This window comes from Streptomyces parvulus, assembly GCF_014648855.1.
Classification (GTDB): Bacteria; Actinomycetota; Actinomycetes; order Streptomycetales; family Streptomycetaceae; genus Streptomyces; species Streptomyces parvulus.
The window spans coordinates 55,985-73,212 of sequence record NZ_BMRX01000016.1 but is presented as its reverse complement, the minus strand read 5'-3'; the positions used below and the strand labels follow the sequence as shown (position 1 = coordinate 73,212).

The 17,228-nt window shown below is 75.0% G+C and carries 16 protein-coding genes; 8 read left to right on the top strand and 8 right to left on the bottom strand.

The features are described 5' to 3' along the window. Positions 1-5 precede the first annotated feature (5 nt). Entirely contained in the window at positions 6-1,190 is a 1,185-nt protein-coding gene (locus IE108_RS28575; RefSeq protein WP_064730810.1) for a CaiB/BaiF CoA transferase family protein, read from the bottom strand. 207 nt (positions 1,191-1,397) lie between these two features. On the opposite strand from IE108_RS28575, the gene IE108_RS28570 reads away from it, so the two are divergent. Then, on the top strand, positions 1,398-2,576 hold the full coding sequence (locus IE108_RS28570; protein WP_064730809.1) for a saccharopine dehydrogenase family protein: 1,179 nt from the start codon (positions 1,398-1,400) through the stop codon (positions 2,574-2,576). A 54-nt stretch (positions 2,577-2,630) separates the two neighbouring features. Here IE108_RS28570 and mmpA read toward each other — a convergent pair whose 3' ends face one another. Continuing rightward, positions 2,631-2,777, bottom strand: coding sequence for a morphogenic membrane protein MmpA (gene mmpA / locus IE108_RS28565; RefSeq protein ID WP_189397783.1), 147 nt, complete (start codon positions 2,775-2,777; stop codon positions 2,631-2,633). A 179-nt stretch (positions 2,778-2,956) separates the two neighbouring features. On the opposite strand from mmpA, the gene IE108_RS28560 reads away from it, so the two are divergent. Further along, positions 2,957-3,151: a hypothetical protein gene (locus tag IE108_RS28560; protein ID WP_064730807.1), complete on the top strand. Its 195-nt coding sequence runs from the start codon at positions 2,957-2,959 to the stop codon at positions 3,149-3,151. Here IE108_RS28560 and IE108_RS28555 read toward each other — a convergent pair. Further along, positions 3,139-3,840, bottom strand: coding sequence for an endonuclease V (locus tag IE108_RS28555; protein WP_064730806.1), 702 nt, complete (start codon positions 3,838-3,840; stop codon positions 3,139-3,141). The genes IE108_RS28560 and IE108_RS28555 overlap by 13 nt on opposite strands. Positions 3,841-3,881: 41 nt before the next feature. Between IE108_RS28555 and IE108_RS28550 the strand changes: the two genes are divergently transcribed. Then, positions 3,882-4,178: a YciI family protein gene (locus IE108_RS28550; protein WP_064730805.1), complete on the top strand. Its 297-nt coding sequence runs from the start codon at positions 3,882-3,884 to the stop codon at positions 4,176-4,178. 13 nt (positions 4,179-4,191) lie between these two features. Here IE108_RS28550 and IE108_RS28545 read toward each other — a convergent pair whose 3' ends face one another. Further along, complete coding sequence (locus IE108_RS28545; RefSeq protein ID WP_064730804.1) at positions 4,192-4,521, bottom strand: hypothetical protein; 330 nt, start codon at positions 4,519-4,521, stop codon at positions 4,192-4,194. 72 nt (positions 4,522-4,593) lie between these two features. Then, positions 4,594-5,730 (bottom strand): WD40/YVTN/BNR-like repeat-containing protein, encoded by a 1,137-nt coding sequence (locus tag IE108_RS28540; RefSeq protein ID WP_373297060.1) that lies wholly within the window; start codon positions 5,728-5,730, stop codon positions 4,594-4,596. Positions 5,731-5,963: 233 nt separating this feature from the next. Here IE108_RS28540 and ssgD point away from each other — a divergent pair, with 233 nt between their 5' ends. Beyond that, positions 5,964-6,380 carry a spore wall synthesis regulator SsgD gene (ssgD, locus tag IE108_RS28535; RefSeq protein WP_064730803.1) on the top strand — a complete coding sequence of 139 codons (417 nt, stop codon included), beginning with the start codon at positions 5,964-5,966 and terminating at the stop codon, positions 6,378-6,380. Between the two features lie 49 nt (positions 6,381-6,429). Here the strand turns inward: ssgD and IE108_RS28530 are convergent, their stop codons facing one another. Beyond that, positions 6,430-7,113: a GOLPH3/VPS74 family protein gene (locus tag IE108_RS28530; protein ID WP_064730802.1), complete on the bottom strand. Its 684-nt coding sequence runs from the start codon at positions 7,111-7,113 to the stop codon at positions 6,430-6,432. A 331-nt stretch (positions 7,114-7,444) separates the two neighbouring features. On the opposite strand from IE108_RS28530, the gene IE108_RS28525 reads away from it, so the two are divergent. From IE108_RS28525 to IE108_RS28510, 4 genes are all read left to right on the top strand, one after another. Next, positions 7,445-9,070, top strand: a complete 1,626-nt coding sequence (locus IE108_RS28525; RefSeq protein ID WP_064730801.1) for an ABC-F family ATP-binding cassette domain-containing protein — start codon at positions 7,445-7,447, stop codon at positions 9,068-9,070. A 10-nt stretch (positions 9,071-9,080) separates the two neighbouring features. Then, the gene (locus tag IE108_RS28520) at positions 9,081-11,339 is read left to right on the top strand and encodes an ATP-binding cassette domain-containing protein (RefSeq protein WP_064730800.1); all 2,259 of its coding nucleotides are present in this window, start codon (positions 9,081-9,083) and stop codon (positions 11,337-11,339) included. Positions 11,340-11,436: 97 nt separating this feature from the next. After that, positions 11,437-12,213, top strand: a complete 777-nt coding sequence (gene ddaH / locus IE108_RS28515) for a dimethylargininase (protein ID WP_064732050.1) — start codon at positions 11,437-11,439, stop codon at positions 12,211-12,213. Between the two features lie 206 nt (positions 12,214-12,419). After that, complete coding sequence (locus tag IE108_RS28510; RefSeq protein WP_064730799.1) at positions 12,420-13,394, top strand: acyl-ACP desaturase; 975 nt, start codon at positions 12,420-12,422, stop codon at positions 13,392-13,394. 91 nt (positions 13,395-13,485) lie between these two features. Here IE108_RS28510 and IE108_RS28505 read toward each other — a convergent pair whose 3' ends face one another. Continuing rightward, complete coding sequence (locus IE108_RS28505; RefSeq protein WP_064730798.1) at positions 13,486-16,851, bottom strand: hypothetical protein; 3,366 nt, start codon at positions 16,849-16,851, stop codon at positions 13,486-13,488. Positions 16,852-16,926: 75 nt separating this feature from the next. Continuing rightward, positions 16,927-17,172, bottom strand: a complete 246-nt coding sequence (locus IE108_RS28500; RefSeq protein ID WP_064730797.1) for a WhiB family transcriptional regulator — start codon at positions 17,170-17,172, stop codon at positions 16,927-16,929. Between the last annotated feature and the right edge of the window lie 56 nt (positions 17,173-17,228).

Sequence of the window (17,228 nt, the reverse complement as noted above, 5' to 3'; positions counted from 1 at the left end):
GCCTTTCACTGAGGGTTCGTCACTGGGCTGTTCGGGTGAGGGGCGCGCTCCGTCTCCCCCTCGCGGGGCAGGCCCCAGTCGCGGGCCACGGCGTCGGTGTCGGCGCCCGGCCGGGCGGGTCCGGTGCGGACGGCGGTGGGGGTCGCGGAGAAGCGGGGCGCGGGGGCCGGCTGGGTGAGGCCGTCGTGGTCGGTGAAGGTGGAGCGGGCGGCGAGGTGGGGGTGGTGCGGTGCCTCGCGCAGCGTCAGGACGGGGGCCACGCAGGCGTCCGAGTCCGCGAACACCGCCGTCCACTCGTCGCGGGTGCGGGAGGAGAACCGTTCGGCGACGGCCGCGCGCAGCTCGGGCCAGCGGGCCGGGTCGTCGCGGGCCGGCGCCGTGGCGGGGAGGCCGAGCAGCTCGGCGAACTCGGCGTAGAACCGCGGCTCCAGCGCGCCGACCGCCATGTGGGCGCCGTCGGCGGTCTCGTAGGTGCCGTAGAAGGGGCAGCCGCCGTCGAGGAGGTTGGCGCCGCGCCGGTCCTGCCAGGCGCCGGCGGCGAGCATGCCGTGGATCATCGAGGAGAGGTGCGCGGTGCCGTCGACGATGGCGGCGTCCACGACCTGGCCGGTGCCCGTCGCGCGGGCGTGGTGCAGGGCGGCCAGGACGCCCACGACGAGGTAGAGGGAGCCGCCGGCGTAGTCGCCGAGGAGGTTGGCGGGGACCGCGGGCGGGCGGCCGGGATCGCCGATCATGCCGAGGGTGCCGGTGAGCGCGATGTACCCGATGTCGTGCCCGGCGCGTTCGGCGAGCGGACCCTCCTGGCCCCAGCCGGTCATCCGGCCGTACACGAGCGCGGGGTTGCGGGCGTGGCAGGGCTCGGGGCCCACGCCGAGCCGTTCGGCCACGCCGGGGCGGTAGCCCTCGATCAGCACGTCGGCGCGTTCGGCGAGGGCGAGGACCCGCTCCGGTCCGTCCGGGGCCTTGAGGTCGACGAGCACGGACCGCTTGTTGCGGTTGGTGACGTCGTGGGCCGGGTCGATGCCGAGCCCGGGGCCGCCGGGCCGGTCGACGCGGACGACGTCGGCGCCGAGGTCGGCGAGGAGCATGGCGGCGAAGGGCCCCGGGCCGATGCCGGCCAGCTCGACCACGCGCACGCCGGAGAGCGGGCCCTGACCCGTGGCCCGGGCAGGCGTCCTGGCTTTCGGCATCGCATCCCCAGCTCTGTGACACAACCGATGTAACACCAGTGATGCTAAGAACGTGTTCCACTGGGCACAAGACCCGGACGAGCAAGCGCTTAGCCCATTATGCTCCGGGGCCGTCGACGGACTCCAGGTCCCTCACGCTAGCCTCGGCCACCGGCGACGGCGCGTGCTGCGGACCCGGGCGGTGCCGACGGGTGACGAAGGGATGTCATGAGCAGGCTGAAAAAGGCCGACCGGCCGTACGACATCGTGCTCTTCGGGGCGACGGGGTTCGTCGGGGAGCTGACCGCGCGGTATCTCGCCGCACACGCCCCCGAGGGGCTGCGGTGGGCGGTCGCGGGACGCGACGAGGAGAAGCTGGGCCGGCTGCGCGCGGGCCTGCCGGGCGGCTCGGACCCGGGTGTGCTGCGCGCGGACGTGTCCGACCCGGACTCGCTGCGCGAACTCGCCGGGCGGGCCCGGGTGGTGGCGACCACCGTCGGCCCGTACGTCCGGTACGGCGACGCCCTGGCCGCCGCCTGCGCGGAGAGCGGCACGGACTACCTCGACCTCACGGGCGAGCCGGAGTTCGTGGACCTCACCTATGTGCGCCACGACGCCCGCGCGCGGGAGACGGGCGCCCGGCTGGTGCACGCCTGCGGCTTCGACTCGGTCCCGCACGACCTCGGCGTGTACTTCACCGTCCGGCAGCTGCCGGAGGGCGTGCCGCTGACGGTCGACGGCTTCGTGAGCGTGGACGCGACCTTCTCCGGCGGCACCTTCGCTTCGGCGCTGGGCCAGTTCGCGCGCGGGCGGCAGCTGCGGGCCGCCGCGGTGGAGCGCCGCCGGCACGAGCCCCGCCTGGTGGGTCGCCGCGCGGTGACGCCGACGGGGGCCCCGCGCTTCGCCGGGGAGGTGGGGGCCTGGGCGCTGCCGCTGCCCACCATCGACGCGCAGGTCGTACGGCGTTCGGCGAAGGCCCTGGACCGCTACGGCCCCGACTTCCGCTACCGCCACTACGCCGCCGTCCGGCACCTGCCGGTGGCGGTGGGCGGGGTGGCGGCCGTGGGGGCGCTGCTGGCGGCGGCCCAGGTGCCGCCGGCCCGGCGCTGGCTGTCCGGGCGGCTCAGGCCGGGCGAGGGACCGAGCGCGGAGAAGCGCGCCAGGAGCTGGTTCTCCGTCCGCTTCGTCGGCGAGGGCGGCGGGCGCAGGGTGTTCACCGAGGTCTCGGGCGGCGACCCCGGCTACGACGAGACGGCGAAGATGTTCGCCGAGGCGGCGCTCTGCCTCGCCCTCGACGCACTGCCGCCGACGTCCGGGCAGGTCACCACGGCCGTCGCGATGGGCGACGCGCTGACCGAACGGCTGCGGGCGGCCGGCATCGGCTTCCGGGTGGCGGCGACCCGCTGACGGGCCCGGCCGGTGCCCGCCGGGCGGCGCCCCCGGCGCCCGGCGGCGTGCGGGTCAACCCGCCCAGCCGACGAGCGTGCAGACCATCCCGCCGACCCAGGCCAGCCCCGCCACCACCGCCAGCGCCAGACCCGCGGCCGCGGCCCGGCCGACGGGGCGGCCCGCGGGGGCGCGGTACTCGGGTGTCCTTCGTGTCGTCATGCGCTCCACCCTGCCGGTGCGGCGGGGGCGGCACATCCGTACGGATACTCAGACGAGCCGGGTCCTCCTCCGCGTTCGCGATGACCCCGCTTTGAGACTTTCAGCCCCTCTTCCCCCGCCATGGCGGGTGGGGACACGGCCGAAGTGCCAAAGGGAAGTTCAATGAAACCCTGGAAGGCATGAAGTTCCTGCTTGAAGTGACCATGGACGAGGGCGCGCTCGCCGAGGACCCCACGGGCGAGTTGCAGCGGATCCTGCGCTACTGGGGCGGCAACCTGCACCACTACGCGATGCAGCCCGGCGACGGCTCGGCGGTGTACGACTCGGCGTACCAGGAGGTGGGCCGCTGGAGCGTCGAGGGTCAGGCCGGATAGGCGGCCGCCCGCAGGGCCGCGCGGCACAGGGCGTCGGCCCTGCGGGTCGTCTCCGGCAGCCGGAAGCCGGGGGCCAGCGCCAGCGTGTGCGCGCAGGCGTTTTCGAGGCTCACCCGGTGGCCGACCGAGACGAAGACCGGCTTGACCGCCTCGCGCGTGCGCACGGCCCGCCCGACCTCCTCGGCACCGTCGAGCAGGGGGGACGTACTGCCCCGCGCGGCGTCCGGGTCGTCGTGCGCGAAGGTGAAGGGGTTCTTCGCCACGCCGATCGTGGGGAGCCCGGTGAGGACGCCCAGGTGGCTCGCGAGGCCGAAGCGGCGCGGGTGGGCCCGGCCGTACCCGTCGCAGACGACCAGGCCGGGCGGGCACGGCAGGGCGTCCAGCGCGGCGAGGACGGTGGGGATCTCCCGGAAGGCGAGCAGCCCCGGCACGTACGGGAAGGAGATCCGTCCGACCGCGGTGGCCTCGGCGAGGACGGCGAGGGTCGCGGCGTCCAGCGTGACGGCCGCCGCCGCGACCACGTCCCGTTCGTCGTCGTAGGCCACGTCGACGCCGGTCACCGTGCCCGTACCGGGCGGCGGGCCGGTCTCGTCGAGGACGACCCGCGCGCGCAGCCCGTCCTGGACGGCGCGCGCCCGCTCCTCGGTCGCGGGCCAGTCGGCGGGGATCTGCGCGGTCACGGGCGTCATGGTGGGGCAAGCCTAGAGGAGCCCGCAGTAGGCTCGCGATCATGTTCGTACTGGAGCTGTCCTACACCGCCCCGCTCGAGGCCGTCGACGCCGTCCTCCCGGACCATGTGGCCTGGCTCGACGAGCTGTACGAGCGGGGGGTGTTCCTGGCCTCCGGACGCAAGGAGCCCCGCGACGGCGGGGTGATCGTCGCCGTCGCGGGGGACCGGGCGCGGATGGAGGAGATCGCCGCGGGCGACCCGTTCGTCCGGGCCGGCGTGTGCGAGTACCGCGTCACCGAGTTCGTCGCCACGAAGACCGCGCCGGCCCTGGAGGCGTACCGGGAGTCCGCTTCCTAGCGGGCGGTACGGCTCACTTGCCGAGGGCGCGCCGCAGTTCGCCCTTGTTCATGCTGGAACGGCCGTGCACGCCCCGGCGCTTGGCCTCCTCGTAGAGCTGGTCGTAGGTGGGTCCCTGGGGGCCCTCGCCGCGGCCCGACCGGCGCCCACCGCGCTCGCCCGGCGACATGTCCCGGGTGGAGACGCGACTGGCCGTCTTCGACTCGCCCGACCGGGCGCGCTCCTTGTTGACCGTCCGTGCGGCGATCTCCTTGGCCCGGCCGGTGCTCGCGCCGCGGTCCTCGGCGCTGTCCTTGATGTGCTCGTACTGGCGTTCCCGTTTGGTGCTGGAACCGCGCGGCATGTCCGCTCACTTCCTCTCACGTCCGGTGGGCGGGTACCCACCTCGCGGACGTACACCCCGCCCCGCCCGGCCTCACCGTTCCAGACGGGCGGCCCTGCCCTGCTCGCCGGCGGCCCAACAGGCCAGGTCCGGGGTGCAGTCCACGGTGTCGAAGGAGCCCGTGGAGACGGTCCGCCAGGTGCGGCCGCCGTCCGTGGTGAGGTCGGTGCCGGTGGGGCCGACGGCGAGGGCGGCGGTGCGGCTGTGCGGGAGCCAGGCGACGCCGGAGCGGTAGGCCGGCGGCGGCCGGTCCGCGGGACGCCAGGTGCGGCCCGCGTCCGCGGTGCGGGCCGCCGCCACCGGGGACGCCTGGTCGGGGCGGTAGTCGCCGCCGACCGCGAGGCCGTGGGCCCGGTCGCGGAAGGCGAGGGCGAACACGCCCCGCGCCGGGTCGCCCGCCGGCACCGGCGCGTCGGTGGCCGTCCAGGTCAGGCCCCGGTCGGCGGAGTGCAGCACACGCGCGCGTGCGGCCCCGCCGGTGGCCAGCCACACGTCCCTCGGGCCGGCGGAGACCAGGCACTGGCCACTGGCCGCGAACCCGGCCTCACCCTCCTGTGCGGCCGGCATGCCCCGGTCCGGCAGCACCTTCCAGGAGCGGCCGCCGTCGCGGGTGGACAGGATGCGGAACCGTCCGTCCACGGGATCGCTCATGGCGAGGCCGTGCCGGGAGTCGAAGAAGGTGAGGCAGTCGTAGAAGGCCCGGGGGTCGGTGTTGCGGAAGGACTCGGTCCAGGTGACTCCGCCGTCGGCGGTGCGGTAGACCCGCGACGCCTCGCCCTCCCCGATGGCGAGGACCACGGCCCGGCGGGCGTCGAAGGCCTCGACGTCCCGGAACTCCAGGCCGTCCGCGCCCGGCGGGGAGACGTCGCGCCAGGTGCCGCCGCCGTCGGTGGTGCGCAGGACGGTACCCCCGGTGCCGGCCAGCCAGGCGGTGTGCCGGCTGACGGCGGCCAGTCCGCGGAACCGGACGCCGGGCGCGCCGGTGTCGGTCGGCTCCCAGTGCGGCCGGTGCGCCTCCCCGCGCACCGGTTGCCGCGCCTCGGCCGGTACGGCCGTCAGCGCGGCCAGCGCCGCCGCGCAGGCCACCCCCGCCAGTGCCGTACGGGCCGTACGCCCGCGCGCGGTTCGGGCGGGCCGTGCCGTGCGTCGCGTGGTTCCCAAGCGCCTCATGGCGGGCGAAGCTAGCCCACCGGGGTGGGTGCGTCCAGAGGACCTCCCCGGCACGTGCGTGGCGCAAGTGCCGTACGGGGCGCGCGAGGAGAGCCTTGTCACGCCGGTGCATGAACGCGGTGACAGAGGTCACTTGGTGCTCGTGTGCACGGATCGGCCGTTTCCGACGTCTCTTCAAGTGCCCGGCCCGCACCACCCCGAAGCCCGTCCAGCCGTCCCGAGGGAGCAAGGCGTTGTCCACCGTCATCGAGCAGCCGGTCGAGGCGCGTCTCGTCGCCGCCGCACCGCGTATGCCGAGCATTCCCGCCACCCTGCACTACGACCGCGGCGACCCCTTCGCCGTCCGCATGACCTTCCCGGCGCCCGCCACCCTGGAAGGCGTCGAGGTCTGCTGGACCTTCTCCCGCGAGCTGCTGATCGCCGGCATGCGGGAGCCGGAGGGCCACGGCGACGTGCGGGTGCGCCCGTACGGGTACGACCGAACCGTGCTGGAGTTCCACGCACCGGAGGGCACCGCCGTGATCCACGTGCGCTCCGGTGAGCTGCGCCGCTTCCTGGCGGCCACGGGCGAACTGGTCCCCGTGGGCCTGGAACACCTCCACCTCGACCTGGAGCAGGACCTCGCGGAGCTGCTGCGCGGCAGCCGCTGACCCACCGCCGCCCCGCTCCCCCGCCGCGGCCCGGACCCGGGCCCCGGCCTCAGCGCCCCGACGACGCCACGGCGCGGGCGCTCTCCGCGCTGACCGCGCCCCAGACCTCCGCCACGATCTTGCGCAGCCCGGGCGCCGCCGCCCCGCCCCGCTCGGTCAGTTCGGCGATCCGCGCCTCCCGGCGCCCTCCGTCCCCCGCGCCCCGGCCCGCGCCGGCCGGCGCCCCGAGTGACGCGGCGGCGAGGAGCACGGCCACCGCCGCGTCGCGCTCGGACACCTCGGCCGCCGGCACCCGGCCCTCCAGCACGGACCGCGTCTCCTCCCGCAGCACCTTCGCCGCGGCGGGACGGGCCAGCACGTACTCCACGGACGGGAAGACCCCGAGCACCCGCTTCTTCTCGGCCCGCAGATGGCCCTCGGCCACCAGCTGCTCCCTGACGGCGTCGAAGGTGAGGCGCGCGTGCAGCGCGACCCATGTCCGCCAGCGGCGCGGCAGCGACTCGCGGATCAGGTCGAGCAGCCCGTCGAGGACCGCGTCGCCGGTGCGGGAGTCCAGGTCGACAGGGGTGGCGATGCCGTCCTCGTCGGTGAGCAGGCCGCGCCGGGCCAGTTCGGTGAGCGCGCCGGCGCGCACCAGGTGGTGGACCCGGGCGGTGTCGGCGGCCCCGGACCTCGCGGGGTCCCAGGCGAGCAGGCAGAGCCGGGCCGGCAGTGAGAGCGGGCCATTGGGCACGGGGGCCTCCTCGGGGCCGTGGGACCGGGTCCGCCTAAAACGTGTTGACGGGCCACCCGGTCGTTCGTACGGTGTATGTCGCTTCTGTTGCCGCCGATCGGAGTAGGACGTTGCTCGTCTGAGGTCCTGAGACACCGCGCCACACCGCACGTGTGGGTGCGCGGCGTGCGACCTCGGCGTTCGAGCCGTCCCCTCGCGGAACAGGGCGTTCTTCATGCCCGGACCGTTCCTCCGGGACCGCTCCTTCCTCCCGTCCGGGGACCGCCACCGCCCTTCCGGTGTCTCGATACGCGTTTGCCCCTGTCGGCTTCGAGCAACCGCGGAGACCCGTATGTCCACATCCATCACTTGTACGTCCCTGTCCTTCGGCTGGCCCGACGGCACACCCGTCTTCGAAGGGCTGGACACCGCGTTCGGCCCCGGCAGGACCGGGCTGGTCGGGGTCAACGGGGCGGGCAAGTCCACCCTGTTGAAGCTGATCGCCGGGCAGCTCACGCCCGCCGACGGCCTCGTCCGCGTCAGCGGCGAGATCGGCCACCTGCCGCAGAACGTCACCCTCGACACCGCGCTGCGGGTCGACGAGGCCCTCGGCATCGCCGCGCGCCGGGCGGCGCTGCACGCCATCGAGGCGGGCGACGCGTCCGAGGAGCACTTCGAGACCGTCGGCGACGACTGGGACGTCGAGGAGCGTGCCCTGGCCACCCTCGGCGAACTCGGGCTCGGCCACGTGGGACTCGACCGCACCGTCGGCGAGGTCTCCGGAGGCGAGTCGGTGCTGCTGCGGCTGGCCGCGCTGCTGCTGCGCCGGCCCGACGTCCTGCTCCTGGACGAGCCCACCAACAACCTCGACCTGTACGCCCGCCGACGCCTGTACGCCGCCGTCACCTCCTGGCCGGGCGTCCTGGTCGTGGTCAGCCACGACCGGGAGCTGCTGGAGCTGGTCGACCAGATCGCCGACCTGCGCTCCGGCGGCATCACCTGGTACGGCGGGAACCTCTCGGCGTACGAGGAGGCGCTGGCCGTGGAGCAGGACGCGGCCGAGCGGATGGTGCGGGTCGCCGAGTCCGATCTGCGCAAGCAGAAGCGCGAACTGGCCGACGCCCAGGTCAAGCTGGCCCGCCGCAAGCGGTACGGCCAGAAGATGTGGGAGCAGAAGCGCGAACCGAAGATCGTGATGGGTGCGCGCAAGCGCGCGGCGCAGGAGTCCGCGGGCAAGCACCGCATCATGCACGAGGAGAAGCTCGCCGAGGCCAGGGAGCGCCTGGACGACGCGGTGGAGGCCGTGCGGGACGACGACGAGATCCGCGTCGACCTGCCCTCGACGGCCGTACCGCCGGGCCGGTCCGTGCTCACCCTGCGCGACCTGGAACTCCGGTACGGGGCACGGGTGGAGGGCGGCTTCGATCTGCACGGCCCCGAGCGGATCGCGCTGATCGGGCGCAACGGCGCGGGCAAGACCACGCTGCTGCGCACGGTCGCCGGGGAGCTGGCGCCGGTGGCGGGCGAGGCGACGGCGCACGTGCCGCTGCGGTTCCTGCCCCAGCGCCTCGACGTGCTCGACGGGGAGCTGACCGTCGCCGAGAACGTGGCCCGGTTCGCGCCGGGCGCCACCAACAACCGGATCCGGGCGCGGCTGGCCCGCTTCCTGTTCCGGGGCGCCCGAGCCGACCAGAAGGCGGCGACGCTGTCCGGCGGCGAACGCTTCCGGGCGGCGCTGGCCGCGCTGATGCTGGCCGAGCCCGCGCCGCAGCTCCTGATGCTGGACGAGCCGACGAACAACCTGGACATGGCGAGCGTCCGGCAGCTCACCGGCGCACTGGAGTCCTACGAGGGGGCGCTGATCGTGGCCAGCCACGACATGCCGTTCCTGGAGTCGCTGGGCATCACCCGATGGCTGCTGTTCGAGGAGGGAGAACTGCGGGAAATCACGCCGGAAGCTGTCGGGTATCCCGCCTAGCGTCACGCGCATGAGCGAGTTCATCAGCATCACCGGAGCCAGGGAGAACAACCTCCAGGACGTCACCCTCCGCATCCCGAAGGGCCGGCTGACCGTGTTCACCGGCGTTTCGGGGTCGGGGAAGTCGTCGGTCGTCTTCGACACGATCGCGGTCGAGTCGCAGCGCCAGCTCAACGAGACGTTCACCTGGTTCGTGCGCAACCGGCTGCCGAAGTACGAGCGGCCGCACGCCGAGGCGCTGGAGGACCTCTCCCCCGCGATCGTCGTCGACCAGCGGCCGGTCGGCGGCCACTCTCGGTCCACGGTCGGCACGATGACCGACATCCACTCGGTGCTGCGGGTGCTGTTCTCCCGGCACGGCACCCCCTGCGCCGGCGGGGCCACGGCGTACTCGTTCAACGACCCGGCGGGCATGTGCCCCGGCTGCGACGGGCTGGGCCGCACGGTGCGGCCCGACTGGGACCGGATCCTCGACCCCGCCAGGTCGCTGGCCGGCGGGGCGGTCCGCTTCCCGCCGTTCGCGGCCGGCACCTGGCAGGGGCAGGCGTACACCAACTCGGCCGAACTGGACCCGGACCGCCCGGTGGGCGACTTCACGGAGGCCGAGCGCGCCTTCCTGATGCGCGGGCGGCCCGGCAGCAAGGTCACCGTCAACGGCTCGGGCGGCACCTGGACCACCGAGTACGAGGGCCTCGCCGACCGCTTCGAGCGGCTCTACCTCAAGCGGGACCTGTCGGGCATGAGCGAGAAGACCAGGGACCTCGTACGGGGGTTCCTGGTGGAGGGCGCCTGCCCCGAGTGCGGCGGGGCCCGCCTGAACGCGGCGGCGCGCGCCACCCTGATCGACGGCCACTCCATCGCCGACTGCTCGGCCATGGAGGTCACCGACCTGATCGCGGTGCTGCGGAGGATCGAGGACCCGGTGGCCCTGCCGATCGCGGCGGCCGCCGTCGCGGCCCTGGAGCGGGTCGAGGCGATCGGGCTCGGCTATCTCAGCCTGGGCCGGGAGACGTCCTCCCTGTCCGGCGGCGAGGGGCAGCGGCTGAAGACCGTTCGGCACCTCGGCTCCAGCCTGACCGGGATGACATACATCTTCGACGAGCCCAGCGTCGGACTGCACCCGCGCGACGTCGGGCGCCTGGGCGACCTGCTGCTGCGGCTGCGCGACAAGGGCAACACCGTGCTGGTCGTCGAGCACGACCCGGACGTCATCGCGCTGGCGGACCACGTGGTCGACATGGGGCCGCGGGCCGGGGCCGACGGCGGCCGGGTGGTGTTCGAGGGGACGCCGGCCCAGCTGGCCGCGTCGGACACCCTCACCGGGCGGTGCCTGGGCCGGCGCACGGCGGTGAGAGCGGAGCCGCGGGAGGCGGACGGGCGGCTGTGGGTGAAGGGCGCCGGCCGGCACAACCTGCGGGACGTGACGGTGGCCTTCCCGACCGGGGTGCTCACCGCGGTCACCGGCGTCGCCGGGTCGGGCAAGAGCACGCTGGTCGCGGAGCTGACCGCCGCCCACCCGGACGCCGTGGCCGTCGACCAGTCGGCCATCGGCGTCTCCGCGCGGTCCACCCCGGCCACCTACCTCGGGATCATGGACACGGTACGGAAGCACTTCGCGCGGGAGACGGGCACCGAGCCGGGCTTCTTCAGCTTCAACTCGGCGGGAGCGTGCGGCACCTGCGAGGGGCGGGGGGTCATCCACACCGACCTCGCCTTCATGGACCCGGTGACGACCACCTGCCACGACTGCGAGGGCCGGCGGTTCCGGGAGGAGGTGCTGCGGCTGACGGTGGACGGCAGGTCGGTCGCCGACGTGCTGGCGATGACCGCGGGCCAGGCGCTCGACTACTTCGCCGACCCTGGCCTGCGGCGGCGGCTGCGCGCGCTGCACGACGTCGGTCTCACCTACCTCACCCTCGGACAGCCGCTGTCCACGCTCTCCGGCGGCGAGCGGCAGCGCATCAAACTGGCCACCCGCCTGCACCGCACCGGCGCGGTCTACGTCCTGGACGAGCCGACCACCGGACTGCACATGTCCGACGTCCAGGGGCTGCTCGCGCTGCTGGACCGGCTGGTCGACACCGGCAACACGGTGGTGGTCGTGGAGCACAACCTGGACGTGGTCGCGCACGCCGACTGGGTCGTGGACCTCGGCCCCGACGGCGGCCGGGACGGTGGCCGGGTGATCTTCGAGGGCACCCCGCGGGACCTGCTCGCCGCCCGCGGCTCCAGCACGGCGGAGCATCTCAGGAGGGCCACGAGCGGCTGACGGGGGTTCCGCCGGCCCGCGTCGGGGCTGCATGATGGCGAACCGGCGCCGGGCCACCGGCGCCCGACCGTCCGGCGCCGACACGGAAGGCCCCCGCGTGCCCAGCAAGAAGGCCCTCGTCCGCCGCCCCGGCCCCAGGCTCGCGGAAGGCCTGGTGACGCACCTGGAGCGGGAGCCGGTCGACCACGCCCTGGCGGTCGAGCAGTGGGACGCCTACGTCGAGGCCCTGGCGGCGAACGGCTGGGAGACGCTGGAGGTGGACCCCGCCGACGAGTGCCCCGACTCGGTGTTCGTCGAGGACGCGGTCGTCATGTACCGCAACGTCGCCCTGATCACGCGGCCCGGCGCCGAGTCCCGGCGGGCGGAGACGGCCGGCGTCGAGGAGGCCGTGGCCCGGCTCGGCTGCTCGGTCAACTGGATCTGGGAGCCCGGCACGCTCGACGGCGGCGACGTCCTGAAGATCGGCGACACGGTCTACGTGGGGCGCGGCGGGCGCACCAACGCGGCCGGGGTGCGGCAGCTGCGGGCCGTGTTCGAGCCACTGGGCGCCCGGGTCGTCGCCGTACCGGTGAGCAGGGTGCTGCACCTGAAGTCGGCGGTGACCGCGCTGCCGGACGGCACGGTCCTCGGACACCTCCCGCAGACCGACGTGCCGTCGCTGTTCCCGCGGTTCCTGCCGGTGCCGGAGGAGTCCGGGGCGCACGTGGTGCTGCTCGGCGGGGACAGACTGCTGATGGCGGCGAGCGCCCCGAAGACGGCGGAACTGCTCGCCGGCCTCGGCCACGACCCCGTCCTCGTCGACATCGGGGAGTTCGAGAAACTCGAGGGCTGTGTGACATGCCTCTCGGTCCGGCTGCGCGAGCTGTACTCCTGAACTCGCCGGTAGAACACCCGTCCGGCGCCGGGACCTGCGTGTCTCGGCACCCCGGCGCGCCCCACGGGACCCTGGCTGATCAGCGCCCTTTACAGGGCGTTTAACCTACGCCCTCGTAACCTACGGTTTCGTAGCCTACGATCCCGTAGGTTCCCGGCACCGCTCGCCGGCCGCTCCGCACTGTCGCACGTCCCCTGGAGTTATCCGTGACGATCGTCTCCCCGCACCTCGGCTCCTCCGCCGACTGGACCGACGCCCGGCTGCTGTACGCGCTGGAGGAAGTGGTCGAGAAGGAACTCAACCGGCATCTCAAGGTCGCCAAGGACTGGATGCCGCACGAGTACGTGCCGTGGAGCGACGGGCGGAACTTCCCGGGGCTCTTCGAGGACGGCGAGGCCTGGGAGAAGGAGCAGTCCAAGGTCACCGAGATCGGCCGGATCGCGCTGGTGGTCAACCTGCTGACCGAGGACAACCTCCCCAGCTACCACCACGAGATCGCCAGCCTCTTCGGCCGGGACGGCGCCTGGGGCACCTGGGTGCACCGCTGGACCGCCGAGGAGGGCCGGCACGGCATCGTGATGCGCGACTACCTGCTCGCCTCCCGCGCGGTCGACCCGGACAAGCTGGAGGAGTTCCGGATGGCCCACATGAGTGAGGGCTTCGAGTCGGACAACCGGCACTCGATGCTGCACTCGGTGGCCTACGTCGCCTTCCAGGAGCTGGCCACCCGCATCTCGCACCGCAACACCGGCCACCAGTCCGGCGACCCGGTCTGCGACCGCATGCTGGCCCGCATCGCGACCGACGAGAACCTGCACATGGTCTTCTACCGCAATCTGCTCAAGGCGGCGTTCGAGCTCGCGCCCGACCTCACGATGCAGGCCGTGCGGGACGTGGTCGTCAACTTCCGGATGCCCGGTCACGGCATGCCCGGCTTCGAACGGGCCGCCGCGCAGATGGCGATCGGCGAGGTATACAACCTGCGCATCCACCACGACGACGTGATCCAGCCGGTGCTGCGCTTCCTGAGGGTCCTGGAGATCGACGGGCTCGGCCCGGACGGTGTGCGGGCCCAGGAGGAGCTGGGGCTGTACATGGGCGGGCTGGACTCCGAGGCCGCCAAGTTCGACGAGAAGCTGGCGGCGCGCAAGGCGCGGATGGCGGCCCGCGCGGCCGGCTGACCCATCGGCCGGGCGACCGGCCGGGCCGGCACCGACGGCCCCGCCCACGAGTGACGGCCGCGGGACACCCGCGGCCGTCACTCGTGGGCCCTCACTCGTGGGCCGTCCTCTCCTCCAGCGCCGCGTCGCGCACGTCGGGCACGGGATGCCGGCGCAGGGCGCGCAGCAGTGCGCGCCAGGGGGCCGGCCAGTCCTCCCGGTCGCCCAGCGCGCCGGTGACGGCCACCGCGACCAGCCCCCGGGCGTGGTCTCCGTGTGCGGCCAGCGCCCGAGCCTCGGCGAGCAGGACCACGGGGTCCCCCGGCTGGTCCCGGCTCTCCAGGCGCTCCCGCAGCGTGCCGGCGACCCGTTCCGCGAGCACCGGCCGGTCGGGCCCCGCCAGGCCGGCCACCCGGTCCAGATGGGGCGTTGCGGCGTTCAGGTCGACGTGGTGCGCGGCGAGGACGGCGGCCCGCGCCAGGTGGGCGTCGTACCCGGCCAGCAGCTCGGCTGCGGCCAGGGCGGCCGGACGGAGCGCGTCCGGGCGGGGCGAGTAGCGGGTACCGAGCCGCGCGACGAGCGCCTCGACGCGGCGGTGGGCGGGCCGGTCACGTGTCTCCTCCGCGTCCTCACCCGCCCCGGCCTCGGTCCCCGCCAGGGTGGACAGCGCGTCCAGCAGGCCGGCCAGTCCGTGCGGGGTGCTCGACGCCGCCTCGGTCAGGGCGCCCGCCGCGGCCGCCCAGGTCCCGCGGTTCGCGAGGTCCGTGACCGCCGCGGCCAGCACGCCGGGTGCCTCGGGCGACCAGGGCGCCCAGCGGGCCAGCGCCTGGAAGGCGAGGATCCCGGCGGCCGGGTCCGCGCCGGAGACGGCGGCGACGTCGCGCACCAGGGCGGCGTAGCGGGTGCGGTGGTCCTCGGGCAGGTCGAGCGGCAGGGCCCGCACCAGGGCGGTCCGCAGGACCGTGGCTCCGCCGGCCGCGTCGCGCAGCAGGTCCCAGACCTCCTCGTGCGCGAGCAGCCGCCCGGTGAAGGCGACGCAGGCGGCGCGGACGTCCGGGTGGGTGCCGGGGCAGCCGTAGACCTCCGTGAGCAGGGCCGCGGCGTCCGGCACGGGCAGCCGGACCGCGGCGAGCCGGACGGCCTCCTTGCGGCTGGTGACCTTGGCCTCCGGCGCCCGCAGCACCTCCCGCAGGTGCCCGGCGAGGACCGAGGGAGGCGCCTGCCGGGACGCGCGGGTGACCGCGTACACGGCCACGCGCGCCCGGTCGCCGCCCGCGTGGGCCAGCAGTTCGGGCAGTGACTCGGCGGCCCGGTCGCTGCCGGCCAGGGCGGCGAGCGCGGCCTCGGCGAGGACGACCTCCGCGGATCCGGTCCAGCGGCGCAGCAGGGCGGCTCCCTCGTCGGGTATCGCCGCGGCCCCGGTCAGGGCGCCCGCCCGCGCGTTCAGGGGCAGTCCGGCGTCGGCCGCGCACGCCGCGTACCGGCGCAGCAGGGCCCGTTGCTGGCGCGGCACCCATCGGCTCACCTCGTGCGGGTCGGCCCGCAGGGACCAGCGCGCGCCCTCGGTGAGGAACCGGCCGTACGGCGGAGTCTCCCCGAGCAGCGGGTCGAGCAGGTCGGTGCGGCGCCGGACGAGCACGTCGCGCACCGGCGCCAGCACGGCCGCCGACGGCTCGTGGGCGAGGAGGCGGGCCGCGCGTTCGTCGCGGGTGGCGGTCGGTTCGAGCCACAGGCCCACAGCGGTGCGCGCGGTGGTGTCGTTGCCGTACCGGACGGCCTGCCAGAGCAGGTCCTGGAGTTCGGGCAGGCCGGCGGCGCGGGGGCCCACCGCGCGGGCGAGCGCGAAGACCAGGCCGTAGTCGGACTTCTCGGCCCCGGCCTCGATCCACGGGCGCAGCGCCTCGTACACCTGCTGTTCCTGCCCGCGTCGCAGGGTGCGGTCGAGGCGGCCGAGATCGGCGCCGCCGGTGGTGCCGGATATGCGTACGAGGGTGCGCAGCGCCCAGTTGACCAGGTCGCGCGTGCCGCCGGCCGCGTGCTCGCGCAGGACGCCCAGGGCGAGGCCGCTGAGCAGGCGGCGGGTGTCGGGCGAGGAGTCGCGGGCCTGGACGGCGTCGGTGGCGACGCCGTCCAGGTGCTCGGCGGCCTCCTCGGTGAACAGGGCGGCGGGGACGCGCTCCGCCGCTCGCAGCGCGGCGCAGCGCACCGGGTCCTGTTCGTTGGCCAGCCTCGCCATGTCCCGCAGTACGGCGGTGACGGCGGCCGGGTCGCCGGAGCGGGCGGCGTTGCGGATCAGCAGGCGCCAGGCGTGGGCCCGGTCGTCGGCGTCGGGGCGGGCGGTGGCCGCCAGCAGCCGGTCGTGGACCTCGGCCACCGGCAGGAAGGACTCGGCGGTCAGCACCGCGTACGCGCCGGCGCCGGCCTCGCGCGCGCGTGCCGCCGCCTCGCGCGCCTCCCGGGCGGCCTCGGGGCGCGGCAGCACCTCGAGGAGCGGCTCGTCGACCAGGACGGCGCCGGTCCCCCGTCCCTCGCGGACGGCCTCGTACAGGCCGGGGCGCCGGGCCGGCGGGAGCGCCTTCAGCAGCCGCGGCAGGTCGCCGCGGGGCAGCAGGAAGCGGGCGTAGGCTAGGAGTTCGGGCGAGTCCCACCGGGTCAGCCGGTGCAGGACCGTGCGGCCCAGGCGGTGCACGCCGGTGACGGCGCTCCAGGCGGGGGTGGGGAGCAGGCGCAGCGTCCGCCGGGGGTCCGCCGCGGCGAACGCGGGGAGCACGCCGAGCAGTTCGTGCGGCAGCCGGTCCGGCCCGTACTCCTCCAGCAGCACGAGCACCCGGGCCGGTTCGGCGGGGGCGAGGACGCACATCGGGTGCGCGTACCGGCGCCACCAGGTGTCGCGGCGGGCCTCGGGCAGCGCGGTCAGCTCCCGCTCCAGGGCTCCGAGGAGCGCCGCGCGGTGCCGCTTGGCCAGCGGCGACCAGGCCCGCACCGCGTACAGCAGCGCCGGGAGCAGCCGGGCGACCGTCGGCGCGGTGCAGCCCGGCAGCAGGCGGGTGGCCTCGGTGTCGCCCCGGTCGCGGCGCACGCCGTCGACCAGGCGGTCGGCGAGGCCGGTGCGCCCGCCGGCGACGACGGCGCGGAGCAGGGCGCGGCGGACCGCCTCCGAGGCGTCGTCGAGGCCCGCCTCGAACGCGGCGTCCGGGACGCCCAGGCTGTCGGCGACCCGCAGGGCGTGGCCGCGCACGTACGGGTCCGGATCGGCGATCCGGTCCGCGATCCACCCGGTGTCGCGCGCGGCGGACGCGGCGACGACGGCGAGGCGGCGCCCGTAGGGGCCGCGCGTCTCCAGCTCGGCGAGCAGGGCCCGCGCATCGGTCGACTCACCGGCGCGCGCGACGAGTTCGCGCATGCGCGAAGGATGGGAGAGGGGGTCGAGGGCGTGCAGCAGACTGTCGGCCTCGTGCTGGACCGCGGTTCGTGCCATGCGGGGATTCTGCCTGCCGGGGCGGGCCCGGCACAGCGAATTACCTGCGGGTCGGGCCGGGCGGGAGAGCGGCGCTCAGCGGGTGGCGCGCCGCAGCTCCAGCCGTTCCTTCTCCGACAGTCCGCCCCACACTCCGAAACGCTCGTCGTTGCTCAGCGCGAAGTCCAGGCAGGCCGGGCGGATCGGGCAGAGGGCGCAGATCCGCTTCGCGTCCCGTACGGAGCTGCCGGGTTCGGGGAAGAAGAACTCGGCTCCGGTCTGTGCGCACAACGCCTCCTCCTGCCAGTCGAGGTCCGGCGTGGCGATCGTCTCCATCTGCATGCACAGGAGCGTGCCGGGCGGCGAAAAACGTTCCCTCAACGCCGGATCAACGCGGC

Bases quoted from the DNA above. Each gene is read 5' to 3' on its own strand.
- IE108_RS28575 (WP_064730810.1), bottom strand. From the start codon at position 1,190: ATGCCGAAAGCCAGGACGCCTGCCCGGGCCACGGGTCAGGGCCCGCTC.
- IE108_RS28570 (WP_064730809.1), top strand. From the start codon at position 1,398: ATGAGCAGGCTGAAAAAGGCCGACCGGCCGTACGACATCGTGCTCTTC.
- mmpA (WP_189397783.1), bottom strand. From the start codon at position 2,777: ATGACGACACGAAGGACACCCGAGTACCGCGCCCCCGCGGGCCGCCCC.
- IE108_RS28560 (WP_064730807.1), top strand. From the start codon at position 2,957: ATGAAGTTCCTGCTTGAAGTGACCATGGACGAGGGCGCGCTCGCCGAG.
- IE108_RS28555 (WP_064730806.1), bottom strand. From the start codon at position 3,840: ATGACGCCCGTGACCGCGCAGATCCCCGCCGACTGGCCCGCGACCGAG.
- IE108_RS28550 (WP_064730805.1), top strand. From the start codon at position 3,882: ATGTTCGTACTGGAGCTGTCCTACACCGCCCCGCTCGAGGCCGTCGAC.
- IE108_RS28545 (WP_064730804.1), bottom strand. From the start codon at position 4,521: ATGCCGCGCGGTTCCAGCACCAAACGGGAACGCCAGTACGAGCACATC.
- IE108_RS28540 (WP_373297060.1), bottom strand. From the start codon at position 5,730: ATGAGGCGCTTGGGAACCACGCGACGCACGGCACGGCCCGCCCGAACC.
- IE108_RS28525 (WP_064730801.1), top strand. From the start codon at position 7,445: ATGTCCACATCCATCACTTGTACGTCCCTGTCCTTCGGCTGGCCCGAC.
- IE108_RS28520 (WP_064730800.1), top strand. From the start codon at position 9,081: ATGAGCGAGTTCATCAGCATCACCGGAGCCAGGGAGAACAACCTCCAG.
- IE108_RS28505 (WP_064730798.1), bottom strand. From the start codon at position 16,851: ATGGCACGAACCGCGGTCCAGCACGAGGCCGACAGTCTGCTGCACGCC.
- IE108_RS28500 (WP_064730797.1), bottom strand. From the start codon at position 17,172: ATGCAGATGGAGACGATCGCCACGCCGGACCTCGACTGGCAGGAGGAG.